A 24469-nucleotide genomic window follows, 5' to 3' on the forward strand; every position below is an offset into this window, starting at 1 on the left:
GGGGATGGTGATTTCAAAAAAACGTCACACCGTGCGAGGGGCCGAAGCGTATAGGAAGAGGGCGTCTGAAATCTTTCTGCCTTGTGAGCACGATGATGCCTCAGTCTTCCAGCCCCGCACCCGAAACTGCCCCGGCCCTCACGTTGCGGGAGGCTGCTACGGAGCGGTGGCTGGCAACATTGCGCCAGAAAATGAAAGCGGACGGCACGCAGCCCCGCGTCCATTTTAGCCGCACACCGGACCGCCTGCCTGACCGTGAAGGCGTGATGCGGGATTTTGAATAACCGCTCACGTTTTGTGAGCGGAAGCAACGGTCTTTCCTCTGAGACGTTTTGAAGCTGTGGCGGTGCCCGTTTTTTCGGGTGCTGCGCGTTTTCTAACGGAATGAGGACGTTGCCGTGATGACCCTGCCCCGCAAACCGGTTTTAAGTCTGGTGCTGGCTGCCGGCCTGCTTGGCGCTGGTATGGCGGCTGCTCCGGCACACGCCCAGCGCAGTATGCTGTTTTCCGGCACTCTGGCCCCTGAGCATGGCGCGCCCGCCCACATGCAGGGCAAAGTGATGGCGCTGTATTACCCCGGAGCGCATGTGCTGCGCTACACCGTGACATGGGACGGCCTGACCGGCCCGGTGACCATGGCCCATCTGCATGGCCCTGCCCTGCCCGGCAAGGACGCGCCAGCAATGGTGACAGTGCATGGCCCCTATAAAAGCCCGCTGAGTGGCAGCGTGATGCTGAGCAGCGAGACAGAACGTGACCTGCAGGACGGGCGTGTTTACCTGAACCTGCATACCAAAGCCTATCCGGGAGGAGAGGCGCGGGCGTGGCTGGGGAAGAGTGAGTAACGAATTCCGTGCGAAGAGGTGAGACACTCGTTCAGCACCGAGGTTCTCAAACGACATGACAGCGTGCAGGTAAAAAAATTCCGGGGCCATCCTGTGCTGTACAGGATGGCCCCGGTATTCTCTCTTAAGACTCAGTTTTTACGACGGCTCAGGCAGAGTGAGCGGCAGTTTCTGGCTCCGGCGTGGCATCTGTCTGCTGGTAAGGGCCGGCCGCGCAGACATTCAGCGTCAGCAGGCTCATTGAGCGCCTGATCATAAGCGGCAGCGGCAGGTGAGCATGGCCACTGGTCCAGGCATAATCTGCCTCTGCGGCATACCAGCCAGCCAGTTTGTCCTGCTCAAGATGTGCGGTGATCCTGGTCGTCTTATTGGCTGTCATCAGATGGATTTTTCCAATGGCGACACCCAGCATACGGCGATCATCCACAAACGGACCAATCACATCACTCGGGCGGCTGGCGCGGGAGACGATCTCAACAGATGCGACGCCCGGCGGCAGCATGAAGCGATATTGTCCGTCTTTTTGAGATACCGGACGAACGATAGCACCCGTTTGGGTGATCAGATGCAGCTCCGGATTGGTTGTCATAGTAGATTTGTCGGGTACCTGACGGTCAGACACATTTTCTGCCCGGCCTGCCAGCTTATGGAACAGCGGCTCTACAAAGGCACGATCCACGCTCAGCGGAACAGCCGCGTCCGTCGCCCAGTCCTGCGGTGTGCCACCGAGAGCCACAACAGAACCAGACTGAGAGAACGTCCGGCGGTTCCCTGTATCCAGATAGCTTTCTGTCAACATGCCATCGGCCATCAGAACGGAATGCTGTTCCGTTTCTACATGGAAATAGTCATAGGACGTGATGGACGTATCATAGAAAATGGAAGCGCCATTCACCAGCATACGAACCGGGACAAAGCGCCCTGAGAAAAACAGGCAATGTTCCGGGGTAATGAGCATATCCTTATACGGCACGCCTTCAACAATAGCGTCTTTGCAAATGCGCACCGGATATCCTGCCTGATCGTCCGCCAGATGAGTGCGCACTTCAGCATGGGCCTTACCGGCCCAGACAATGCGGCGGGATTGCAGAGAACCGTCCACATACGCCGTGACTTCATCGCCAAGACGGAGGGTTTCAACGGCGACTTCCCCAGCCGGGGTTTTAATCATAGTGCCGGAAAGGAAGCAGACTTCACCCAGAGCCCCACCGTTGCCATTGCTGACCAGCTCGAAGCCCGTTGCTTTAACACCGGGAATGTTGAGGGTAATGGTCTCTTTGTTAGCCAGCGTGATCACGACCTGATCATCTGACGGGTAGGCATAGGACACCCCGTCCGCAGAAACACCTGCCAGATCAATACTGTCAGAATTCCCGGGGGCAGTACCACTAAAGCCGCTGATGACGGTGCTGACAGTCCCACCATTTTCCAGACCGGAAATCGTCAGGCCGTGGTTCGCATCAGTCGGGAGGACAACAGTGCCACCAGCATTGTTCCACAGGGTCGCAGAGCCTCCGGCCTGAAGGGTAATAACGCCGGAGAGGACGCCACCGTTACTGACAGTGACAAGACCTGTGCTGGCGACGCTTGTATCACCCAGTGTGCCACCAGATTCTACATAAACTTCGCCGCCCGCTGTGACCGTATTATTATCTGCGTGCCCACCAGAGGCGATATCAAGAACACCACTGGTATTGATGGTAGTACCTGTTGCAGATCCCTGCAAACCCAGACCACCACGGCTGTCAATTACCGTGTTAACGGCAGAACCACCGGCCATGACGCGCCCGAGACTCCAGGCTTCAAACGTAGCCGCAGACATTGTAGCGCCACTGTCAACAATGACGTTCAGCGAGGTGTTACCGGACGATGCACTGATGGTTGCAGAATTGAGCGTCGCACCAGACTGCGCTGACAGAACACCCCCATTTACAGTGGTGTTTTCTGCAACGCCGGTCGCGCCGCCGACATATATGGTACCGCCGCTGACAACTGTCCCACTCTCAAGAGACCCCGCCACCCCAACGCCGGCGCCGGAGGAGACAACAGCGCTCAGAACCTGTCCCCCGGCACTGATGCCCAGAGTATTACCTGAACTCAGCTTGGCATTTGAAAGAGTAGCGCCTGATTCGACAACAATGATGGCCGCGCCAGCCTGAGGAGTCTCACCTGTATCTACCGCGCCGCTTTTTAGAATCAGCGTTCCGCCACTCGTCCCCCAGTCAAATACTGGCGGAGAGTTATAGGCGCTGATCGTACCGCCATTGAGCGTTGCAGATTCTGTCGCACCGGCAGAAAAGACTGCTGTTGTACCTGAATTGATGGTTCCCTGAACAAGCGTTCCCCCACTGTTAACAACCAGAGCGTTACCAGACTGAAGAGTTACGTTTGAAAGAGTGGCGCCAGAACTCACAATGATGCTGGCGCTACCTGCGACAAGATTATTTTCAGTATCAGTGGCGCCGGATTGCAGGATGACCGTGCCACCCGCAGTAGACCATGTGTGCGCGGCAATCTCTTTGCTGGCAATGATCGTTCCGCCGGACAGGATATAATCTGTACCGGTATATTGTTGTGCACCATTCTCAATGGTCAGGGTGCCGCCACTTTGTATAGTGACAGGTGTAGCCGAGGCGTAACTTATAAGAGATCCACTCTGTAAAACAATAGAACCACCTGAGGAAATGACAGTACTACCTTCTAATCTTCCGCCGCTGGTGACGGTAACTTTTCCGCCTGCACTAACAGAAGCAGGCGAATTGATCCCGCCAGATAAGACCACCACAGAAGAATATGCGCTGGTATAAAAATTACCCGGAGGGCCGTCACCCGTAACACGGTCCGTAACATACAGTATTCCACTCGAAACGTAACTCATAGCCCCTTACTCCTTGAAGGATTCAGCAAAAAACCAAAAAAAAGCCTCGAGAAACATACGTATATTTTCTATTAACAATTTAATTACTTTGGGAGACACGCGTCAAACGACTAAAAGTTGTCAGCAATCAACTGTTTATTTTTTTCAGAACTTTTCAGATAAACATGCTGTGCCAACGCACGAATAAGGCGAAAATATGTCTTTTTCTTATCCTTAATTTATAGAAAAACTATATTTTTTCCCTTTATTTTTCAAATTTGTATGGAAGCGGGCATGTTGCCTGTATTTTCGACACAGCTCGCAATTGTCGAGGTTAGCAGCGTTCCCCCACAATAACGTCAATGATCCACTTAAAGTATTATATTAATACAGATAATCTGACATGAAAAACTTTCAGAAAATTTGAAAAATAGACCTATAAATATAAAATTTTTTATATTTATTTTGTATGCGCCTGAAATTTTTGTTTTAACATTACCAATCCTAAAGAAACAAAATCTGGAAAGGAAAGGCAAATAGAGGAAGAGGAAAGCAGCATATTAATGCATACCCGCAAACCAGATAAGATCAGATATGAAACAATATTATTTTATTTTTTTTGGTTTTTTGAAATTTATTTTAACAATATATGATTTTTACAATAAATAATAAAAAAATGAGTAAAAACGGCATTCTTTCAATGTATTCCATCGGTATAATAATAACAACACAGCATACGCAATCAAAAAAAAGTTTTGCGCTGTTAACCATTTGGTTTTTCTAATGCAAATTTAATAAAAAACATCATTTTGTGTAATTTATTAAACTACTTTTGTGAGATAAAAAACCAGCGGAGACTTGTGATAAACGCAATTTTGTTTCTAAAAGCCACTCACTGGCCCGAAAAAAAACTTAGAAAATCAGGGAGCTATGTGAATTGGCGAAATTTCCAGATTTGCGCATTCATATGAAATTGCGTTATTTCCGGCTGGTTGAAACTCTCGCTTCAACAAAAAGTATTCGTCTTGCAGCGGAAAGGCTCAACATCACACCAGCAGCAGTTTCCAAAGGATGCCGGGAATTAGAAAATATTCTTGGAGTTCAGCTTTTCTCCCGCACAAATCATGGTTTTTTACCGACACCTTTATGCGAAAGGCTGATAATTTCAGGTCGGCGCATTGATGCTGAACTAAAAAATCTGATGACCGACTTCACTCTCCAGGAGGAGAGTTACCATGACAATGTCAAAATCGGATTTCAGACGCCTTTGCTACAGGAAATTATCGTCCGTAGCGTTGCAAAACTAAAAAAAGAACATCCCAACCTGAATATCACGCTCGAATACTCGACGCGCCCACAGCTTATCGATGGGTTACATTCTAACACTTACGATTTTATCTTTATCAATCTGTCTGATATTATATCTCATCCGCGCCTAAGCATAAAAAAACTGGCCGATGAACAGTATGTTGTGGGCAGTATGCATTCCGTACATTCTTTACCTGACGTTCTGGAACGGTGGGAAGAGTTTGCGACATCGACATGGGTTATCCCGGTTCCCGGCACTGCAATACGTGATCGTTTTGATTCTATTCTTGCAGCGCGAGGCCTACGTCTACCGCCAAGACGCATTGAAATTAATTCACCTATCGAAGGTGAAAAACTGGTTTCTCTTTCTGATGCTTTCACGCTTGTGCCGTTTAGTATGCTCAAGTCTCTTGGGCGAGAAACTATAGACCCTGATCTGACACTTCGGTTTTTACCAGAAATGCAATTAGGGCTTGGCATTGTCTGGCTCAAAGATTCGCAACTCAGCCCGGCTGCAAATTATGCCAGTGACTTCATAACCAGGAAAATTATGAAAATTTTAAAAAACAACGAATTATAAGATTGTGGTCACATCCGGATACCCAGTTTAGGGGCCAGCCAGACCATCCCCAGATAGAGCAGGATGGTCACGCCGCATCCGGCCAGCAGGGCGAGCCAGAATGGCATGCCCTGGCGCATGGCCCACGGAATAAGCAGAAACATGGGCAGGGATGGCAGAACGTACCAGAACGTGGCCCCCACATGGGCTTCCATGCGGGCAGGGTCTTTTGTTTCCAGCCAGAGCCAGATCATCCCGAAAACGGAGATAAGGGGGAGAGACGCGATCAGCGCGCCAAAGCCGGGATAGCGGCGGGCAAGGGAGGACACCAGAGCAATGGTCAGTCCCGAGAGAAAAGCCTTCAGCCAGAAAAACATGCGGGTGTTCTGTCCGGTGTCAGAAATGTTGGGCACACCCGGCGCGGCGCCGGAGGTGCCCGGCTCCTCCCCCGCATGAGAACGCGGTGGAGGGGATGTCAGGACTTAGAAGTGAGCGTCGCCCTGCTGGGGAGCGGGCTGAGCCTGCTGAGTCTGGCCGGGCTGCGCGCCGGTCTGGGGCGCTGCATCCGGATTCATTTTACCGGGCTGAGTGGAGTGTTCCACATCATACGCCGTAGCTTTCTGGGCGTAGGTGCCTTTTGCGCCGGGATGCTCCTGATCATACAGAGCAGCCTTCTGCTTGGCTTCCTTACGATAGACGTGGCGGCGATACATGCCGGTAATGCATCCGCCGACGGCACCCAGTACGCCATGATTGGCAACATGGCCGCCGACAGCACCAACGGCCCCATATTTCAGGCAGCCACCCGGTTCTGCCTGTGCGGCGGTAACCGTTGTGCCAGCCAGAGCGGCGAGAACGCTCAGAGTGATCAATCGACGCATGTGTGTTTCCTTTCTTCCACCAGATAATAAGGTGGATCCGGGCTGTATCGTAGCCAAATCGGGGCGCGGAGACAATGTGTGCAGCGGTTATGCCACCACAGGCAGGGCTGCGAGAAAGGCTGCGACCAGCGTTTCCAGAAGCTGCTGGTCTGCTGGCGAAAACCGGTCTTTCCGCGGGCTGTCCAGATCCAGCACGCCGAGAAGCTGGCCGTGCGCGACCAGCGGGATAACGAGTTCAGACGCGGAAGCGGCATCACACGCGATATGGCCGGGAAAGGCATGAACATCCGGGATGCGCTGTGTGGTGCGCGTCCGGGCGGCCGTGCCGCACACACCTTTCCCCATAGCGATGCGCGTGCAGGCGATGCGCCCCTGAAAGGGACCGAGCACGAGCTCCCCCTCGCCCTCCCCTTGCGCTGTGGCATCTGGTGAGACTGCCTGAAGCGCCGGCTGGATGTGCGCCCCGCCTGACCCGCCGGAGGCCAGCGTGAAGAGGCTCGCCGGTGCCGCCGCATGAGGGCGATAGAGGTAAAACCCGGCCCAGTTGAGGTCCGGCAGGGCCTCAAAAATCAGGGCGGACAGATTGGCCATATTGGCCAGCGGGTCCTGCTCCGCCGCCAGCAGGCCGGTGGCAGCGGACAGCAGATCCTCCGGGGTGAGGTGGGTGCTCGGAGCGCTCATGGCAGCGGCTTAGTGCGCCAGAAGATCCGGGCCGCGCAGAGCGGAGCGGCTGCACACGGCTTCCTGCTGGTCCCGGTTGAGGGTGGTGATATCGAACATAACGGTCGGGCTGAGCATCAGCCGCCCCTGCCCGCCCCAGGCATAGGCCGGGTTGGTGCGGATCCCCTCACGCGCGGCAAGCTGACGCCCAAGGGAGCGGACCGTGGTGTCCGTCACCAGTTTGTGGGAATCACAATAGTACATCAGGCCGCCGACATTTTCCGCGGAGGCATGTTCAACCGTGGGAATACCATCATAATCCAGCACACCGGGGGCTGCGGTGGCGACTGTCATGGGAGCGGGGCCGGGAGCGACCGTCAGCACCCCGGCTGTGGCGGCCGCATGGGCCTGCGGCAGAGCGGCGGACAAGGCCAGACAGCCAGTGAGGGCCAGAAAGACAGGGCGGAGTTTCAGCATACGCGAGGTTCCTTTTCGAGATCTGCCAAACAGCATTGCAGGGGACAGGATAAGGACAGACGCCCCGGATCAGCAAGGTCGGGCAGCCCTGCATCGGGCGAGGGGATCGCAGCGGGTAGTAAAGAGCCCCGAAAAACAGTAAGACAGAGGCTGTTTCCAGAGTGATCCTCTTTAATGAGTGTGCAGACAGCGTTTTCTCTAAAGGCCCTTTCTTTCCATGCCTTATAAAACCTCTTTATTACCGCAGAATTCAGGGCGTTTCAGTCGTTTTCTCTCTTGTTTTTGTATAGTCGCTTTTTTTAGCCTGCTTATTTTTGCGGAATGTTACCATGTCGGCTCTGAGAGGATACAGGCATGGGATGAAGCGCGGCATATTGGCTCGGCCTATGAAATGCTGTTCCGGCACGAGTATGTGGTCAATTACTGGCAAAATGAGAAAGATTACTGGAATCTGAAGCCAGTCCTGAGTTTTTTACCAATTATTGTGTCGGTCAAACTGTTTGGCAAAGGACTTCTGGCGGCCCGCCTGCCCTCTCTGCTCGGGTTTGTGGCGAGTATTATCGGGCTATACTGGTTTGTTGCCCGCAGATTTTCCCGCGTGGAGGGGCTTTACGCCATCACGCTGTTCTCAACCTGGGCGCAAGCGGTCGTTCTGCATGGCTTCCGGCAGGCGGACGCGGACGCATTATATTATACATTCTACCTGTTTTGCGTCCTGTTCTGCCTGAAACGCACTGGCGGCGCGTTCTGTCTGGCCTGCCTGATGGCCGCTTTGTGTTTTCTCAGCAAAAGCTGGCACACTTTAACGCTGATCCCAACGCTGGTGGTGACGTATTTTATGACGGGACGCTCCCTGCGTCTGGCCATGAAAGGGATGGTGTGTGGTCTGGCCCCTGTCCTGCTTTGGCTGGCAGCGCGGCTCTCCGAAGATGGCTCAAAATTCCCGCTACGCATGCTGACTTATGATCTGCTGAAACGGGGCAGCATGGCGATAGAGGGGCATAACAGCCCGGCTCTTCTCTATGCGACAGATTTTGTGCAGAGCCACCCTGACCTGCTCTGGCAGCTTGGACTGCTGACGCTGGCCTTTCTGGCCGCCTGCTTCTGGCCCCCGTTGCGGGCAGCCTGTTTCCGCCCCGGCATCCCCCCTGCCCTGAAGGCAGAAATGCTGATTCTGGGTGTAACGATTGTCAGTGTTTTCGGGATGTTCAGTGCCGCGCAGACGCGCCTGTTCTGGTACACCTTTCCGGCGTATCCGATCCTGTGCGTGCTGATGACCTACTTCTTTGCGCTTCTCGGGCCGGTTTTAAAAACGCTTGCTGGCGGGATTGCGGCGGTGTTGTTCGTGCTCTCCCTTTCCGCCTGTTTACAGCGGGACAGAGCAACAGTGCTGCCGGTTTTCTACACCCAGCTTCAGGCGGCGGCGCAACTGCCGATGATGCGGGTGCAAAAAGACCTTCTCATTACGCAGGATGACTATGCCGCGCTGCTGACCTACCTGCCTGTTGCGCCGGAGGCGATCCATATCGGCGCGGACGACCATACCCCGCACACTCTGGTGATCCGCCAGAAAGACGCCGGAGCGTGTGACGGATGCGCGTTGATTTCCAGAGGTGATCGGTTTGATCTGTTTTACCGGGACTGACGGCTGATTCGGGGTGCTGCTCTGCTGTGAAGCGGAGCATTCTGCTCTGTTCCTGGCGGTTTAACGGGGAATTTCTCTCTTCCCTTCAATACGGGCTTGGCAAGCCCCCCGCCTTTGCGCTAGGGAGAAGCCCACGGACCCGTAGATCAGCTGGATAGATCGTCAGATTCCGAATCTGAAGGCCGGAGGTTCGAATCCTCTCGGGTCCACCAATTCCCCTTAAAATGGCTGTTTTCCGCTAGATTCTGGCGTTGCTAGACACTTTCTATTTCCTGCTAGACAATTTGTCGTATTTTCCCATCGCCTGCTGAGCCAGTTTTTTCTGCCTCGCGGACTGGGTATAGCGCATGGTTTCAGACAGAGTCTTATAGCCAAGACTGGCCGCAATCTGGTGCGGAGTGCAGCCTGCTTCTACCAATCACCGTCCGGCTGCTTTCCTCAGGCCATGAAGTGGGCAGCGCATGGGTAAGCGAGCCAGAGCGCACCAGTCCTTAGACACGTTATAAAAGCCATTGGCCGTGTTGGGCTTGCCGTCACTGGTGCGGCTTAGGTACGTCTGGCCTTTACCGTGCCAGAGGTCCAGTTTCTTTTGCAGCACTGAATGGAGGGAAATCCAGAGGCGCTCATTTGTCTTCTCCTGCCGCACAGAGATCAGGCCGCTCAGTCCCTTACCTCGACCTTCGGGTGTCTGACGGATTATGCAAAAGGGCTGAGGACGTCTGATGCGCCGACACTGGAGGTTGTCAGCCCACCGGATGTGCTGACGGCTTTCCAGACCGCCGCAGCGGCGCAGGTGGTAGCGGATGCCATCAATAAGCTCTGGACGTATCCGGACAGACGGCTGTTTTACGTGACTATCCCGTTCGCCCAGATCTCTGATTACAGGATAGGCTCTGAGATGATGCTGTTTGCCAATGTGGATGGCCTGCGCAACGGCATCGGCGGGCTGGTGGTGGGGGAATCCTATCGCGGCTCAAGCCCCGGTGAAATCACCTTTACGGTGCTGGTCTGATGGCAAACTGTGCATTTGGCCTGAGCAATCTGCTCAAAACGGCCAGCCTGACAGGATCTGCATCCTACTATGGGCTGCCACAGTTTGCTGTCAGTCAGGTGGCGACGGATCAGGGCAACAACACGGCCGCGTTCTGGAGCGTCGGGGATACCAATAAAACCGCGTGGTTTCAGGCGACGTGGTCAGCCCCCCAGTCTGTGCAGGCGTTTTTTGTTGGCCGCACCAATATGGGGCAGGGCTCGACCTGGCAGATCATGGCATCTAATGGCGGCACTCAGGTCTATTCGGCATCCGGTAGCTTCGCCACGCTGAGCGGTATCGGTCCGGCGCAGCTCGTCCACGTCGCACCGGCGCCAGTCTCTGCGGATACAGTCAAAATCACGGTTACGTCCAATGGCACAGTGGCGGAGAGCTATATTGCCATTGCACTGGCCTATGTCGGGCCGATCTGGCAGCCCGTGCGCAACATGAGCACCAAATCCACCACCGGGATGGACACCGGGCAGACGATCAATACCGGTATGGCCGGGGCTGAGTTTGTCTCGCCCGGCTGGATGCGGCGCAAGGCTGTGGTGGATCATGAGTCTCTGGATCTGGCAGACGTCCCGGTTCTGGAGCAAATTGCCTATATGGCCGCTACCGGCACCAACGTCCTGTTTATCCCGGACCCGGCTGCGGACGCGCCCACGCTGAACATGCGCGCCCTGTATGGCCGCATCCAGCGCGGAGACCTCAGCAATCCCTACGGGGCTGCGCTGAGGCAGCAGACAACTTTTACCATTACGGAGCGACTATGACGGATCTGGTTCTGCCGGGCGGCCTGACGCCGGACCCGGCGCGCATCTGGCACGTAACACCCGTGCATGCGCAGGGCGCATGGCCGGTCAAAAGCAGTCCCGACGCCCTGGACTATGGCGTGGATTTTTCCGCATTCCTTTCGGGGGCTGGGGATACCATCAGGACGCACACTGTCTCCGTCATCACGGCAACAGGCTCAACCTATGACCTCACATCCGTCTGGGATGCTCATGATGAGAGCAGGGTGCTGATGATGTTGGGGAGCGGGACGCCTGCCACAATGCAGCGGGTCCGGGTGCAGATTGCCACCGCACAGAACAGGCGGTTTGAGCAGACCATGCGGCTCTGGATTGTCGATTACAGCGCCGCCTCCGGAAAGCCACTGATGGCACTCCCCACGGGGGAGCAACTGACAACACCGGACGGCACGCCCCTGTCCGGCACCGTGACGTGAGGATGCTATGCCGGACACACAACCGCAACAAAAGCCGATGCAGGATCTGGAGCTGGCCGAAGAGGTCGGGTCTGGTTCCACAGTCGTCGCACTGGTCAACTGGGGCACGGATGACGCCCCGGCATGGCAGGCCATGCGTATTCCGGTCGCTCTGCTGGCTCAGGCGGCCGTGGCGGGTCAGCGGGATACAGCGGGCGGCCTTGCCGCACTCTCTGCCGGTCATAACCTGATGATCGGCGGCATGGAGATTCTTGGCACACAGGATGGCCATGTCCTCATGGCTGCTGACCTTCCGGAGTCCGATCCCGGGATTAAGGGGGCATGGTATAGCAATGGCGGAGCAATCTGGATTTCAGCGGGGCCAGCACAAAATGATTAAAAAACTTTCCTTCATGGTAGTTCTGATGCTGCCATCTCTGGCTTTTGCCCAGTCTGTTGCTCCGGTGCGGCCAAACCATACTCTGCCGCAATATGGCGCACTCACAGCAGCCAACAGCAACGCAGGTGCGCCACGCGCCATGCTCCGCATGGCCACACCGTCTGCAACAGGCGGATATTCTCCTCTCTGGCCTCCAGGCGGGCTGCGCAAGGATACGCTCATTCCTTCGCTCTATACCGATGGGTCATCTGGCACTCTGGATCAGATCGGCCGGATGGCCGATGGTAGCGTCCAGCAAACTGATATCGGCGGTCGCGTCGCGCCTCTGGATGCGAACGGGATGATGCCGTCTCCTGTGAGTGGCGATACATCTTCTGCTCCGGCAACGTCCTCCGGAACGCTTACAGCCCGGTCGCTGTCAGCACGTTTTGCAGATACCCATAATCTTGCTGACTATGGTGCGTCACTTAACGGGTCACCGGACGATCTGGGAAAAATTCAGTCCATCTATTCCAGTATGCCTGACGGTTCTGTTGTGCATATACCCAATAACTCACGCTGGAATGGCATTATACAAAACCCGGACCCTCAGAAAAATTTCACATGGGTTTTTGATAAGACATATGATTTCTCCGGGTATGAGCATCCGCCAGGAGATGGTGATACCAGCCTGTCCCATAAATACGGGCTGGAAATCACCCGGATGGACCGGGACACAAAAAACTGGCGACAATCTCCATTGCTGGCATTTTACTGGAACGATGATCCAAGCTATTGCGGTGCGTACTGCTCTAACTGGAACCAGCAATCAGCCGCGACATTCTCCGCAATCAGCGGGCCGACAGCGCAGGGAAATACCAGCCCTGTCGCAGTCGGGATGCGGTCATTTGGAAACAATCCGTCAGCCTCATATGATGTAGGCCTACCTGTGACAGTGTTTAAGTATGGCCAAAATTCAATATGGGGACTTGATATATCGACAAATGATTACAGCGGAAAAAGTCCATCCGCATTCGCCACATGGAATGAGTTTGATATGTGGACGAACGGGCAGGACATTAAAACATGGGATTTAGGTTACGGCACACCACAGGCAGGGCACCGGTCAGTTTTTTATGTAACAATTGCACATGAGCACTCAGAGGTTACATCATGGTCGGCAAAGACGGCTATGAAAGCTCATGCCTCTGGCAGAGGAAGCGTTCAGACTGCATCGCTTCTCAGTGTGACCGGGAAAAGGGGCGTACCGTATTTGTGGTATCCCGTGACAGACGGCACAACAGGAGCAACTCAGCCTGCATTCCCTGATCCTGCGAAAATCAATGGGAAAATCTCAAAAGGAACACTGACTGTCACGCGGATTGTGAATGGAGCCCTCAGTATTGGTGACACGGTTACGGGCGCAAATCCAATATCACCGGTAAAGATTACGGGGCAGACATCAGGCGCGGCTGGTGGCACTGGTGTCTATACTGTTGATGATACAGGCGCATCCAGCAACGATGATGAACCACTGTATGCAGCTCCTCAGGTTGCTGACGGGAGCATTTACTGGCAGTTCGGTGAGGAGCTGAATTCATCGGTAAGTTCAGTTTTGTGGGTTACCGCATCTTCTGGTGATTCCGTAGATACCGCGATTGGCTTTGATAAAAACGTCACGATCAGTAATGCTGCGCTTGATACGACACTGGCGGCCGTGAACGATAAGGCTGCTGTGGTGCGCATGGCCTCTGGTCAGGTGATTGATTTCAGTGGCAATGGAACAAGAACCGGGGCAAACCGGCATACGCTTGACTATGAGAATGGCGCACTACGTTACAAGGTCGGCGGCGTTCCTGTGCTCTCTATTGGTGATGATGGCTCTTTACAGTCTGCTTTGCCCTCTCGCTTGCCTGTTATGACGCGGGCACAGATCCGGGCTTATCCATCTCCGGTCAAAGGGATGGAAATTTATGACAGCGACGATGACACCCCGGCCGTCTACACCGGAGCTGGCTGGAAGCTGATGCCGCTTTCTGATCTGCCCGCAAACTAGGGCGTGTCGTCAGTTAAACGGGGGGGATTATGAAGCTTGTACTCCCGTTTGATCTGTGATGTTTTCTGCCTGTTTTTGGGACGGGGAGAGTGTGAATGCGACACTATGGTTTGAGCGATGGTCAGTGGGAGCAGATAAAAGATCTTCTCCCGGGTCGCGAAGGTCATGTCGGTGGGACGGCTGCGGATAACCGTCTGTTTATAGAAGCCTTACTGCATCGTTACCGTGCAGGCCTTCTCTGGCGTGATCTGCCTGCCCGGTTCGGGGACTGGGAGAACGTGCACCGGCGGCTGCGTCGCTGGTGTGAAGGCGGCGCGATCGAGCGGATTTTCCGGCATCTGGCTGCTGACCATGACAACGAATGCATGATGATCGACAGCACCATTGTCCGTGCTCACCAGCATAGCGCGGGCGCCCGTAAAAAAGGGGATGGATCAGGCCACCGGGCGGTCCCGTGGCGGACTGACCACGAAAATCCATGCCATTGTCGATGCCGCGGGAAAGGCTGCGGCTCTTTCCCTGACGCCCGGACAAAGGGCCGACATCACAGAAGCAGAGCCATTGCTCGATGAAGTCGATCCCCTCTTAGGAAAGCTTGAAGAGCTGGGGATCACACCGGTTATTCCGTCAAAGAAAAACCGACGCAGTCCATGGAAAATCCTCTTCTCGCTTTATAAAAAACGAAACATCATCGAACGCTGCTTCGTCAGACATAAACAGTTCTGAGGCATTGCAACACGATATGACAAGCTGAAGTCAACTTTCCTCGCAGCCGTGCAATTCGTCTCCACCATCATTGGAATTAACTGACGACACATCCTAGACACGCCAAGATATTGAAAAACAAGGAAAGTTTCATTCCTCTCGGCTCCACCACTTCCCTAAAAATAAACAAAATGAAACCAATATGTTAAGCTGGCAGTTTGCCGGTCTTGTTTTCGCGTTTGCCACTGCCGCGCGTAAGCACGACTGCGCAGCGCAGGCCGGCCTTACATTGGCGGCATGGCTCTTTCTGAAAAGCTATTGCGAATAGTTCTCATTCGTGCTTTTAATCAGGCTCTCATCAGAGATATGGGGCTTTCTGAATGGTTATCTGCTCTTGCAACAGCCTGACTCATAAAGACGTTGAATCAGCCGTAGCGCACGGTGCGACCCGCCCCAGTGAAATTTATGCCGCCAAACGCTGCAAGGCCCAGTGCGGGAATTGCGTGCCAGGTGTGGTGTGTATGCTCAAGGAAATGCGGATGCGGCAGCTTCAGGCCGCTGAAGCTCTGGCCCATGCCGCGTGCCTGCCCGCAGCTGCGCAGGGCGGCGCGCTGAGCGCCTGATCTCCCCTTATCTCTGCACATCCGGCATGGCTGGCTCCATGCGCCTTGCGGCGGAACTTTTGCCTTCCCACGTCATTTGTAACAGCAGAACGCTGCATCTGTAGCGCCTGAGACAACAAGGACGAGGATCATGACGAAAACAGCCTCCACCGCCAAAGACGCGCATATCCGTGAATATCTTGGCACCCCGACAGACCTGAAGGCCGACGCCGTTAAAGAGGTTGCTGCCGGTCTGGCCGACACGCTGGCCGATGTGTTTGCGCTCTATGTGAAAACAAAGAATTTCCACTGGCATATGAGCGGCCGCCACTTCCGTGACTATCATCTGCTGCTGGACGAACAGAGCGCGCAGATTTTTGCCATGACCGACCCGATGGCCGAACGGGCCCGCAAAATCGGCGGCACGACCCTGCACTCCATTGGGGAAATTGGCCGCCGCACACAGGTGGCGGACAATGACGCGCTGTATGTAACGCCGGAAGACATGCTGGCCGAACTGCGGGATGACAATCTGGCGCTGACAACGCGGATGCGCAAAGTGCATGCCGTTTGTGATGATGCCAATGATGTCGCGACCGCAAGCCTGCTGGAAAACTGGATTGACGAAACGGAACGCCGCACCTGGTTCCTGTTTGAAGCCACACGCCCGGCTTTTGGTAAAAACGACTGACGTTAGAAAACTGACGTTAGAAATAAGGAGCCTTGCCGCTGACCGGCGAGGCTCCCGAATCGGGTAAAAACCCTTCTGAAATTCTGTATTAAAAAAAATACGACCGGCAGATTTTTCTTAAATTTCTGTTTTGTCCGGAAAATAATAATATTTATTCACGAACATTAACAAACTGATAAAGCCAATTATTTTCGCGCATAAAAAAATTGAAAAAATACATAAATCTCTGAAAATATTTTCCTATCGCGTATGCCTTTTTTGAGCCACACCCCAGTTCATGAACGAATTCTTAATCATGAATAATCTTCCATCTGTCTTTTGTATTTTCAATATAAAAGAATTGTTTTTTATTTTCCCTCTATAAATAAATGAATGTCCCTTATGACCAGCCTTACACACGATGGGCAACGTCGCTAAAGGCCCATCACGTTAGGATCGGTGAAAGAAAGCGCCTGCCCTATGGCGGGCAAGCTCTTGTTTTTCCTGCCGCCTGCTCGCTACGGGGCGCATACGCGCTGATCTGTGGTTTTTCTGCTTCTGGCTCTTTTTTCTTTTATGGTTTCTTTGATCAGATCAGGTTCAGCATTAATAAGAATGAGGCCATATCGTCATGAGAGACATATTTTTCAGTAATCATGAATACAATAGAAATTGTTCTAATATAAATTTGCAGCATTTTATCTTTTGTAGAATACAAATTCCGATCTGGAATTCTTTCCAATAAAATTCCATTCACAGAAAAGCCATAGTATCATTTTTTTTCTTGAATTCTTATTTTTCGACAAAACGTATCTTAGTCTACAAAATCCTCTGCGGACTTCATGCCGAATTTTTAGTATTCTCTATTTTTATCAAAGACTTAATGTCTCAAACCCCTTATATCGGCACTATTTTTTACAGACTAGAATACGTCGTCGGCAAGCAATAAATTTCAATAAAGAGACAATCATTCTTTGTACGATTATGATTTATTCTTATCTTGTTTAATACAGATTATAAATAAGTTGTTTTGTTTCCATTGCCCTAACAATTTTTCTTTTTTAATAAAGTTATCGTCTTTTTAACAAATCTGACCTCTCAGGTTAGCTTTGTGTTAATGATTAGGAATGCGACATTGAGTACTACATCCGACTCATCCGTTGATTTTCAGCAGATTGAAGAGAATGCCGTCTCCGCTGGTGGTAGCACAGACCAGTATGCAGGTGGCGAAGCCAACTACCATCATCATAACATGACATGGAGCTGGGCCGGCGGCGCAACCGGGGACTGGACTGACCCGGCAAACTGGGTGCTTACGGACAGCACCGGGAATGTTGTTGATAAATCCACCATCAGCGGCTCCGCCATTCCGCAGTCCCAGCAGAATGCTGATGTCAGCATCGGGGCCAGCGGGAGCACAGCATCGTCTGTTACGGTTGTGGCCAATGCCCCCATTTACAACCAGTTCCGCAGCCTGAGTGTCTGGGAAAATGGCACGCTTAAAATTACGGCGCAGGGCTCCAAGGGAACGCATGGCTATGTCTTTGCCGTCGCCGGTTTTGAGAATGACGGCAACATCATTGTCGATACGCCGTCTCTTGTAGAATTTGGCGGCGTTACAGCGAACCGTGGTGACGGCACAATTACCATCATGAACAACCATGGGAATGTTGTTTTTGATGATGGGTCGCTGAATAACGGTGGCACGCTCAACCTGATCAATGCCTCGCTCGGCTCTGCTGGCAAACCCATGTGGGTCAACGGTGGAACGGTTAACCTCCAGCAGAACAGCAGCGTTTTCCTGAATTCCGGCGCTGGCACCACTATCAATGTTGATCCGGCGACCGTTAACACCATTTATGTTCAGGACAATGGTTTCCTGCATACTGGGACCGGCAGCACCAATGACCAGACTTCCACGATCAGTGGTGTTTCAGAAAATACGCGGTTTGGCGTTGCCGGACTGACGACTGCCCCGGTTTCCGCGACATACACGGCCAATACTGACGGGTCTTACACCCTCAAGATCGCCATGGCTGATGGCAGTGACCTGACATACACAAACCTCCACATGGCGGCTGGTTATACGCCCCCGGCATCGCTGAACATTGTGCAGGACAGCGCCACATCCGGCTGGGATATTGAAGATACGTCCTCGACCCCGACAACGGGCGGCTATACGGACAACACGCTCCATCAGCAGATGGTCACGACCGCGACAACAGCGACGGATGCCGGTGGGGATACGTCTCAGTACAGCAGTTCGGCTGAAGACTTCCACCAGCACGACATGAGCTGGCACTGGACAGGGGCGAAGTCCAGCGACTGGAACGATTCCGCAAACTGGACCCTGCTGGACAGCACAGGGAATGTTGTTGATACGTCCAACACAGACGTCTGGACCAGCAACCCCATTCCGCAGTCTGAGCAGAACGCCGACGTCAATATCGGCGGAATGAATAGCACCGATGATCCGCAGATTGTTGTTGATAACGTCGTGGATTATAACCAGATCCGTAGTCTGAGCGTCTGGCAGAGCGGTGTGCTGAAAATTACGGCTCAGGCTGGTTTAGGTTATGTCGGCAACGTGTTCGCAACGGCCGGATTTGAAAATAACGGGACCATTATTATTGATACCCCCTCGAATGTGGAGCTGGGTGGTGTCACGATGAACCGCGAAAGTGGTGTCATTACCATTCTGAACAATCAGGGTAACGTCACGCTGGATGGTGGCGCTCTGAATAATGCCGGCACACTGAACCTGATCAATGCTTCACTGGGGACTGTGGACAAGCCTGTCTGGGTACAGGGCGGCACGGTCAACATGGCAAAGGGCAGCACGCTGTTTGCCCAGCCGGGTATCAGCTACGACACCTTGACGACCATTAACGTGGACCCCACCACGGTCAATACTGTCTATATCGACAATCCCGGTGATAAGACGCAGACCGGGAATGTCGCGCTGAACGGTGTTTCTGAAAATACCCGCTTTGGCATTGCCGATTTGACGTCAAAGCCGGTTTCCGCCACGTACACGTTGAATGCGGACAAGACATCCTACACCCTGACAATCGGGCTTGCGAACGGTAACACCGTGACCTACGGCACGATTACGCCGACTGATGGATATGTGCCGTCCTCCACCCAGATTGTGGAAGATTCCGCCAATAATGGCTGGCTGATTGAAAGCGACAGCTCTGAGGCATGCTTCCTGGCTGGCAGCATGATCCGGACAGTCAGCGGGGATGTCCGTGTTGAAGAGATCCGTCTGGGTGACACGCTGGTGACCTTTGACTGGAAAAATGGCTGTGACGTAACACGCACCGTTGTCTGGGTGGCTAAGGCCCACACTACGGTCCGTTCTGGCGTTCCGGTAGATGAAGCAGGCTACCCGGTGCGCGTTCTGAAAGACGCCATTGCCGAGGGTGTTCCTTACAAAGATATGCTGATTACAGCGGAACATTGCCTGTTTTTTGAAGACAAGTTTGTGCCGGTGCGCATGCTTGTAAACGGACGTTCCGTTTTTTATGACACCAGCATCACGTCTTACGACTATTATCACGTCGAAACGCAGGACCATTCCGTGATCATTGCGGATGGTATGCTGACCGAAAGCTATCTGGACACCGGCAACCGCGCATCCTTCCGTCAGGAAGGCAAGGTTGCGGCTCTCCGCGCAGCAGGCAAACGCACCTGGGAACAGGATGCCGCCGCACCGCTGTGTGTCAGCCGCTCTTTTGTAGAACCGCTGTTCCGCGCTCTGGAAGGCCGGACCAGCACAGTCGCTGGCAGCAAGACGCCTCTGGCTCCTGCAACGCTGCACCGGGATGCGGACCTGCATCTGATGATGGGCAATGGCGCGGTTATTCGCCCCGTCCGTTATGATGGGCAGACCTACAGCTTCATGCTGCCTGCCGGGACAGAGACCGTGCGTATTCTCTCTCGCGCCAGCCGCCCAAGTGATGTGGTTGGCCCGTTTGTGGATGATCGCCGGTCTCTGGGCGTTGCTGTCCGTGCCATCCAGTTTATCAGCAATACGCAGCGGACCGAGGTTACGACCTACCGGGATGATGCAACGCTGAATGGCTGGTATCCTGCACAGGGGCAGATCTCTGTCTGGACAAACGGCAATGCTGTTCTGCCACTGTCTGAACAGACAGATGGTAAGATGGGAATGCTGATGATTACAGCCGATCTGGCTGAGGGGTATCTTGCTGAGCCTGAGCAGGCTGCTCCGGCACTGGCCCGCTCCGCGTAAGCCAGTATTAAGAGAAAAACGCCACTCTTCCGGGAGTGGCGCTTTTTTTTCTGGTCTGTTTATAAATCAAACCGGGCATTGAGATAGACGGTTCTGGGCGCGCCGACATAAAAGTAATCTGACGCGAGGACGCCCCAGTAATGCGTGTTGGCGACATTATCCAGCTCCGCCCTGAAGGTGACACGATGTTTGCCGATATGCGTGCGATAGCTGGCCCGCAGATTGAGCAGAGTGTAGCCGGGAATATGGTAGACGTTCATGGCATCCCCCCACATTCTGCCGGTGTAATGCACTTCTGCTGACGCCGAGAGACCCGGGACAGCCTGAATATTATTTGTCAGCGTAAACATGTTTTGGAAAGTAGGAATAGCCTCGGCCGTGTTCCCCTGAATGGAGGGGTCGGTCTTTTTGTATTTTGAAGACTCAATTCCCAGACTGTCCGTTACGACAAAACCGAGCGGCAGGTCCACATGGCCGTTCAGTTCAAACCCCTGATAAACCTGTGTCCCGTTGGAGACGTAGTAATTCTCCGCATTGGCATATTGTGCGCCACGGGTGATGCGATAAAGCGCACCTGTGAGATCCCATGTGCTGCGTGTGATTTTTGCCCCGACTTCCACCTGATCGGACCGGATGGGCGCCAGTGTCTGGCGGGCGTTTTTATAAGTATCTCCGACTGTGCCGCCATTTTCCAGTGCCTGCACGTAGCTGGCATAGACCGTCATGTTATGGACCGGGTGATACAGCAGCGCGACCGTCGGGGTGACGGGATTCACCTTGTAGGCCGCTGTTCTGACATCCGCCGCACTGTAGCTGTTCTGCTGGAAATTGGTGTAGCGCACACCGGCCAGAAGGGACCATTGCGGGGTGAAGGTCACGGTATCGCTCAAAAACAGGCCGACCTGATCAGACCGGTAATTCCGGTAGACCGAGGACTCATTATTGATAGCCCACGGGCGCGGGATGATCGGGGCGAACATATTTTGCGAACCGATATTCACATATTCACTGCTGGTGGGGAGATATTTGGTCAGCCCCTGCCATGTTGCCCCGAGTGAGACATCATGTTTGACAAATCCGGTGTGGAAACTCCCCTCCAGAATACCCTGCGCCTGATTATAGTCTGACCAGCTCCGCGGGTCTGTGGACAGGTAGGAGTCATAATCCCCCTGCCTGTTGTTCAGGGACATCCATTCACTCTGGTATGAACGCCAGTCCTGACTGTGGCTGTAATCCACATGGAATTTCCAGTTGCGGCTGATATCCCACTTCAGCCCTGTTGTCAGAAACAGGACGTGCGATGTGAACATGGAACCGGGATAGGAGTTCAGGTCCTTATTGCCGCTGATGGCGGCAGGAAGGCTGTTTGACGGGTAGGTTGTGGGGTCGATAAAGAAATCCTGCACCAGACCGCGTATTTTTCGGTCCTGATAAATGGCGTCCGCTGTCCAGAGCAGGTTTTTGGCGATGCGGGCATCCACGCCCAGAGAACCGGAATAGCGTTCTACATGCGAGCCGTTATAGGTCTCGCCTTTTTCATGCGTCAGATTCAGGCGATATCCGAAGACCTTGTTGAACAGGCGGCCGCCGGTATCAATATGCTCACTGGCAATGGCGGCGGAACTATAGCCCGCATCAACTGAAAAGGTTCTCTGTTCCGTCGGCTTTTTGGTCTGGTAATTGATGATCCCGCCGGGCGCGTTAAACCCATACATATAGCCGGATGCGCCTTTGAGGAGCTGGACATTTTCAAAGCTTTCCAGCGGCAGTTCCACCGTTGTCATGTAAAAGGGTGAGCCGTTGATTTTATAACCGTTGTAATCATCCAGCGGGACCCCACGCACGGTTACGCTATAGGCGTTGAAAGAATAAGTATCCCCGTTTGTTACGACGGAGGCGTCCTGAGACAGCAATCTGGACAGGGATTTTACCTGACGTTCCTGTATTTCCGCACTGGTGACGGTGCGAATGGAAAACGGCGTATCCAGCGGCCTTTTATTACCCAGCGCGCCGCCTGAAAAGACGGGGGTTGCGTTGCCGTGCACTTCCAGTTCTTCCCGTCTGGCAGGGGTAGGCCGGGCTTTCGCCGGGGCTGGCGTTCCACGCCGAAGGGGGCCGGACGCGGAGGCCGGTACGGTGGCGGCCTTTTTCCTGTCCGCTTTACGGAGTTCCGCGCGTGTTTTGCCCGTGGTGCCCTGCGCGGTATCCTGCGCGTGCGCGATGGCCATGCTCATCCCGCAAGACGACAAAACAGTCCCGATAAAAACTAAGTGTCTTGGTGATATCATCATAGCACGACCATATTTAGTGTATTCCTGAGTGGGGATATCGGGAATAAACCACACCGTCAATGCGCATATTATGATTCGTTACGTTATTTTTGTTGTATTATTTTTATACTATTTCAATAGTGGAATAAAGACGGAGCGTGATGTATAAACCACACTGCTCCACGGCACTGCGGAGGCCGGTTGTGCCCCACCGCACGGGAGCGAGGAGACCTCTCCTGCCCCCGACGAAGGCTGATGCGCTGCTTCCCCGCAGGGAAGCAGATCAGATCAGGGGGTGTTTTTTCCTGATGTGTCGGTCGTTTTTTCGCGTTTGTAGCGGTCGTAATAATCGTCCGCCATGCGGCGCAGAGCGGCCCCGATGGCGGCGTACTGATATTCGTTCAGGTTGGCGAGGGACGCGCGGGCAGACGGGCGACGGGCCGCAAACCCGATGCCGGGCAGCAGCACCACACCTGTTTCCTCCGCGATACGGAACAGGATGGTCTGGTAGTCCACGCGCGTCATGAGCCAACGGGCGAAGCGGGTGCCGTAAAGCTGGGTGGCGACATTGGCGAGGTCAATCAGCGTATAATAATGCGTGCTGCCTGCATCATTAGGCGCGGGCACCCCAAGATCCCGATAAAGCGCAATTTCCCGCCGGTGCAGCAGATTTTTTAGAGCGGCTTTATAGGCGTCCCGCCCGTCCATCAGCGCGAAGAGGGCAAACAGCACCATCTGCACCTGTTGCGGGGTGGAGAGACCGGCGGTGTGATTCAGGGCCACGCTGCGGCTGTCTGCCACCAGACGATCAATAAATTTCAGGCCGCGCACATCCGGGGTGAGCGAGGCGTAGCGTTTATCCAGCACCTGCTTTTCTGCTTCCGGCAGGGCCGCCAGAGCGCGGTCCAGCACGTTTTGCGTGTGGGTGGCCACAACGCCCAGACGCCAGCCGGTGGAACCGAAATATTTTGAAAAAGAATAGACCAGAACGGTATTTTGCGGGCAGACGCTGTAGAGAGAGCGGAAATCATCCGCGAAGGTGCCGTAGACATCATCCGTGACGATAATGAGGTCGGGGCGTTTGGTTTTGACAATTTCCGCAATGCGGGCCAGCCCGGCATCATTCATTTTGACGGAAGGCGGATTGCTGGGATTGACCACCAGAAAGACTTTGACGGCCGGGTCCAGCAGTTTATCCAGTTCACTGTCCGGATACTGCCAGCCTGCTTCCGGCGCGGCGTAGACGGGCACTTCCTGCAACTGGTAATCCCGCAGTTCCGGAATTTCCACGTAGGGCGTAAAGACGGGCATGCCGATGGCAGCTTTATCGCCGGGGTGGATCAGCCCGTTTTCCCGCAGGGATGCGAAAATATAGCTGATGGCGGCTGTGCCCCCTTCCAGCGCGAACAGGTCCGTCGTGGCATCCGGCATGGTGCCGCCCGCCATTTCCCGCAGCAGGTAGTGGCGGACAACCTGCTCTGAATATTTCAGCATCCGCGGGGGGGTGGGGTAGTCACAGCCGAGGATGCCTGCCGTCATTTCCTGCAAAAAGCCCTCGGCTGACAGGCCAAGCTGATCGCGCACGTAGGACAGGGCACGGCGGAGGAAGGCGACGCCGGGTTCCGCTTTATGGTCGGCCACAAAGGCGTTGAAGCGCGCCTCAATTCCGTCGCGCCGGGGGAAGCCGCCAATGCCTTCCGCCATGTAGGAAAACGACAATTCGGATTCCGCTGTGGCAAACAGGCCGAGCTGGAAAAAGCCCTGCCGGGGGAGTGTGGCCAGAAAGTTGGGGTTGCCACGCCCGGCATCCAGCATGGCGCGCTGGGCGCGACCGGAGGCCAGTCTGATCAACTGGTCTTTCAGTTCAAACGGGCTGAGAGTGTTGAATTTTTCATACTCGGACGAAGACGTCATGACCGGTTCCTGAGACGGGGCAAGGCAAAGAAGGGCCAAACATGCACATAAAACGTGCCGCTCGCCACCTTTTTGCACACATGTCAGGCAAACGGGCCGGTGGGTCTCAGGGATGTGATGCGGGGCCTCTGCCGTGCGGT

General features: G+C 54.1%; 19 protein-coding genes, 1 tRNA gene and 1 pseudogene. 14 read left to right on the plus strand and 7 right to left on the minus strand.

What is annotated here, in order from left to right; translation table 11 throughout:
- The first annotated feature begins 83 nt into the window (after window positions 1-83).
- Both JK199_RS07610 and JK199_RS07615 read left to right on the plus strand, forming a co-directional pair.
- Entirely contained in the window at window positions 84-284 is a 201-nt protein-coding gene (locus JK199_RS07610) for a hypothetical protein (protein ID WP_212374956.1), read from the plus strand.
- A gap of 117 nt (window positions 285-401) precedes the next feature.
- On the plus strand, window positions 402-845 hold the full coding sequence (locus JK199_RS07615) for a CHRD domain-containing protein (RefSeq protein WP_244985007.1): 444 nt from the start codon (window positions 402-404) through the stop codon (window positions 843-845).
- A gap of 148 nt (window positions 846-993) precedes the next feature.
- Here the strand turns inward: JK199_RS07615 and JK199_RS07620 are convergent, their stop codons facing one another.
- Entirely contained in the window at window positions 994-3723 is a 2730-nt protein-coding gene (locus JK199_RS07620; protein ID WP_212374960.1) for a Hint domain-containing protein, read from the minus strand.
- A gap of 916 nt (window positions 3724-4639) precedes the next feature.
- Here JK199_RS07620 and JK199_RS07625 point away from each other — a divergent pair.
- Window positions 4640-5590, plus strand: a complete 951-nt coding sequence (locus JK199_RS07625) for a LysR family transcriptional regulator (RefSeq protein ID WP_244284855.1) — start codon at window positions 4640-4642, stop codon at window positions 5588-5590.
- 8 nt (window positions 5591-5598) lie between these two features.
- Here JK199_RS07625 and JK199_RS07630 read toward each other — a convergent pair whose 3' ends face one another.
- From JK199_RS07630 to JK199_RS07645, 4 genes are all read right to left on the minus strand, one after another.
- Window positions 5599-5946, minus strand: a complete 348-nt coding sequence (locus JK199_RS07630; RefSeq protein ID WP_025829046.1) for a DUF3147 family protein — start codon at window positions 5944-5946, stop codon at window positions 5599-5601.
- A gap of 105 nt (window positions 5947-6051) precedes the next feature.
- A complete protein-coding gene (locus JK199_RS07635; RefSeq protein ID WP_212374963.1) occupies window positions 6052-6450 on the minus strand; it encodes a hypothetical protein in 399 nt (132 codons plus the stop codon).
- A gap of 87 nt (window positions 6451-6537) precedes the next feature.
- The gene (locus JK199_RS07640) at window positions 6538-7131 is read right to left on the minus strand and encodes a GAF domain-containing protein (protein WP_244984984.1); all 594 of its coding nucleotides are present in this window, start codon (window positions 7129-7131) and stop codon (window positions 6538-6540) included.
- Between the two features lie 9 nt (window positions 7132-7140).
- Complete coding sequence (locus JK199_RS07645) at window positions 7141-7587, minus strand: hypothetical protein (RefSeq protein ID WP_212374965.1); 447 nt, start codon at window positions 7585-7587, stop codon at window positions 7141-7143.
- 217 nt (window positions 7588-7804) lie between these two features.
- Between JK199_RS07645 and JK199_RS07650 the strand changes: the two genes are divergently transcribed.
- From JK199_RS07650 to JK199_RS07700, 11 genes and pseudogenes are all read left to right on the plus strand, one after another.
- Window positions 7805-9232 (plus strand): ArnT family glycosyltransferase, encoded by a 1428-nt coding sequence (locus JK199_RS07650; RefSeq protein ID WP_212374967.1) that lies wholly within the window; start codon window positions 7805-7807, stop codon window positions 9230-9232.
- 135 nt (window positions 9233-9367) lie between these two features.
- A tRNA-Arg gene (locus JK199_RS07655) sits at window positions 9368-9444 on the plus strand.
- A gap of 389 nt (window positions 9445-9833) precedes the next feature.
- Entirely contained in the window at window positions 9834-10244 is a 411-nt protein-coding gene (locus JK199_RS07660) for a hypothetical protein (protein WP_212374970.1), read from the plus strand.
- Entirely contained in the window at window positions 10244-11041 is a 798-nt protein-coding gene (locus JK199_RS07665) for a hypothetical protein (RefSeq protein ID WP_212374972.1), read from the plus strand. The genes JK199_RS07660 and JK199_RS07665 overlap by 1 nt, the downstream gene beginning before the upstream one ends.
- Window positions 11038-11496, plus strand: a complete 459-nt coding sequence (locus JK199_RS07670) for a phage fiber-tail adaptor protein (protein WP_212374974.1) — start codon at window positions 11038-11040, stop codon at window positions 11494-11496. Before JK199_RS07665 ends, JK199_RS07670 begins: the two co-directional genes overlap by 4 nt.
- 7 nt (window positions 11497-11503) lie before the next feature.
- A complete protein-coding gene (locus tag JK199_RS07675; protein WP_212374976.1) occupies window positions 11504-11875 on the plus strand; it encodes a hypothetical protein in 372 nt (123 codons plus the stop codon).
- Window positions 11868-13910, plus strand: coding sequence for a hypothetical protein (locus tag JK199_RS07680; RefSeq protein ID WP_212374978.1), 2043 nt, complete (start codon window positions 11868-11870; stop codon window positions 13908-13910). Before JK199_RS07675 ends, JK199_RS07680 begins: the two co-directional genes overlap by 8 nt.
- 95 nt (window positions 13911-14005) lie before the next feature.
- Window positions 14006-14720, plus strand: a pseudogene (locus JK199_RS07685) (IS5 family transposase).
- Window positions 14721-14995: 275 nt separating this feature from the next.
- Window positions 14996-15238: a (2Fe-2S)-binding protein gene (locus JK199_RS07690; protein WP_077931063.1), complete on the plus strand. Its 243-nt coding sequence runs from the start codon at window positions 14996-14998 to the stop codon at window positions 15236-15238.
- Window positions 15239-15368: 130 nt separating this feature from the next.
- Complete coding sequence (locus JK199_RS07695) at window positions 15369-15908, plus strand: Dps family protein (RefSeq protein WP_077931062.1); 540 nt, start codon at window positions 15369-15371, stop codon at window positions 15906-15908.
- Between the two features lie 1114 nt (window positions 15909-17022).
- A complete protein-coding gene (locus JK199_RS07700; RefSeq protein WP_244984985.1) occupies window positions 17023-20145 on the plus strand; it encodes a Hint domain-containing protein in 3123 nt (1040 codons plus the stop codon).
- A gap of 59 nt (window positions 20146-20204) precedes the next feature.
- Here the strand turns inward: JK199_RS07700 and JK199_RS07705 are convergent, their stop codons facing one another.
- Together JK199_RS07705 and JK199_RS07710 are read right to left on the minus strand one after the other, a co-directional pair.
- On the minus strand, window positions 20205-22373 hold the full coding sequence (locus JK199_RS07705; RefSeq protein ID WP_244984986.1) for a TonB-dependent siderophore receptor: 2169 nt from the start codon (window positions 22371-22373) through the stop codon (window positions 20205-20207).
- A 330-nt stretch (window positions 22374-22703) separates the two neighbouring features.
- Window positions 22704-24329 carry a bifunctional aspartate transaminase/aspartate 4-decarboxylase gene (locus tag JK199_RS07710; RefSeq protein ID WP_212354735.1) on the minus strand — a complete coding sequence of 542 codons (1626 nt, stop codon included), beginning with the start codon at window positions 24327-24329 and terminating at the stop codon, window positions 22704-22706.
- Window positions 24330-24469: the final 140 nt, after the last annotated feature.

The organism is Acetobacter persici, assembly GCF_018256955.1.
Classification (GTDB): domain Bacteria; phylum Pseudomonadota; class Alphaproteobacteria; order Acetobacterales; family Acetobacteraceae; genus Acetobacter; species Acetobacter persici.

What these genes read in the sequence shown, in the direction of transcription:
- JK199_RS07670 (WP_212374974.1), top strand. Translation starts at nt 11,038, where the DNA reads ATGACGGATCTGGTTCTGCCGGGCGGCCTGACGCCGGACCCGGCGCGC.
- JK199_RS07710 (WP_212354735.1), bottom strand. Translation starts at nt 24,329, where the DNA reads ATGACGTCTTCGTCCGAGTATGAAAAATTCAACACTCTCAGCCCGTTT.
- JK199_RS07645 (WP_212374965.1), bottom strand. Translation starts at nt 7,587, where the DNA reads ATGCTGAAACTCCGCCCTGTCTTTCTGGCCCTCACTGGCTGTCTGGCC.
- JK199_RS07630 (WP_025829046.1), bottom strand. Translation starts at nt 5,946, where the DNA reads ATGTTTTTCTGGCTGAAGGCTTTTCTCTCGGGACTGACCATTGCTCTG.
- JK199_RS07650 (WP_212374967.1), top strand. Translation starts at nt 7,805, where the DNA reads ATGCCTTATAAAACCTCTTTATTACCGCAGAATTCAGGGCGTTTCAGT.
- JK199_RS07660 (WP_212374970.1), top strand. Translation starts at nt 9,834, where the DNA reads ATGGAGGGAAATCCAGAGGCGCTCATTTGTCTTCTCCTGCCGCACAGA.
- JK199_RS07695 (WP_077931062.1), top strand. Translation starts at nt 15,369, where the DNA reads ATGACGAAAACAGCCTCCACCGCCAAAGACGCGCATATCCGTGAATAT.
- JK199_RS07665 (WP_212374972.1), top strand. Translation starts at nt 10,244, where the DNA reads ATGGCAAACTGTGCATTTGGCCTGAGCAATCTGCTCAAAACGGCCAGC.
- JK199_RS07690 (WP_077931063.1), top strand. Translation starts at nt 14,996, where the DNA reads ATGGTTATCTGCTCTTGCAACAGCCTGACTCATAAAGACGTTGAATCA.
- JK199_RS07680 (WP_212374978.1), top strand. Translation starts at nt 11,868, where the DNA reads ATGATTAAAAAACTTTCCTTCATGGTAGTTCTGATGCTGCCATCTCTG.
- JK199_RS07640 (WP_244984984.1), bottom strand. Translation starts at nt 7,131, where the DNA reads ATGAGCGCTCCGAGCACCCACCTCACCCCGGAGGATCTGCTGTCCGCT.
- JK199_RS07615 (WP_244985007.1), top strand. Translation starts at nt 402, where the DNA reads ATGACCCTGCCCCGCAAACCGGTTTTAAGTCTGGTGCTGGCTGCCGGC.
- JK199_RS07620 (WP_212374960.1), bottom strand. Translation starts at nt 3,723, where the DNA reads ATGAGTTACGTTTCGAGTGGAATACTGTATGTTACGGACCGTGTTACG.
- JK199_RS07705 (WP_244984986.1), bottom strand. Translation starts at nt 22,373, where the DNA reads ATGGCCATCGCGCACGCGCAGGATACCGCGCAGGGCACCACGGGCAAA.
- JK199_RS07675 (WP_212374976.1), top strand. Translation starts at nt 11,504, where the DNA reads ATGCCGGACACACAACCGCAACAAAAGCCGATGCAGGATCTGGAGCTG.
- JK199_RS07635 (WP_212374963.1), bottom strand. Translation starts at nt 6,450, where the DNA reads ATGCGTCGATTGATCACTCTGAGCGTTCTCGCCGCTCTGGCTGGCACA.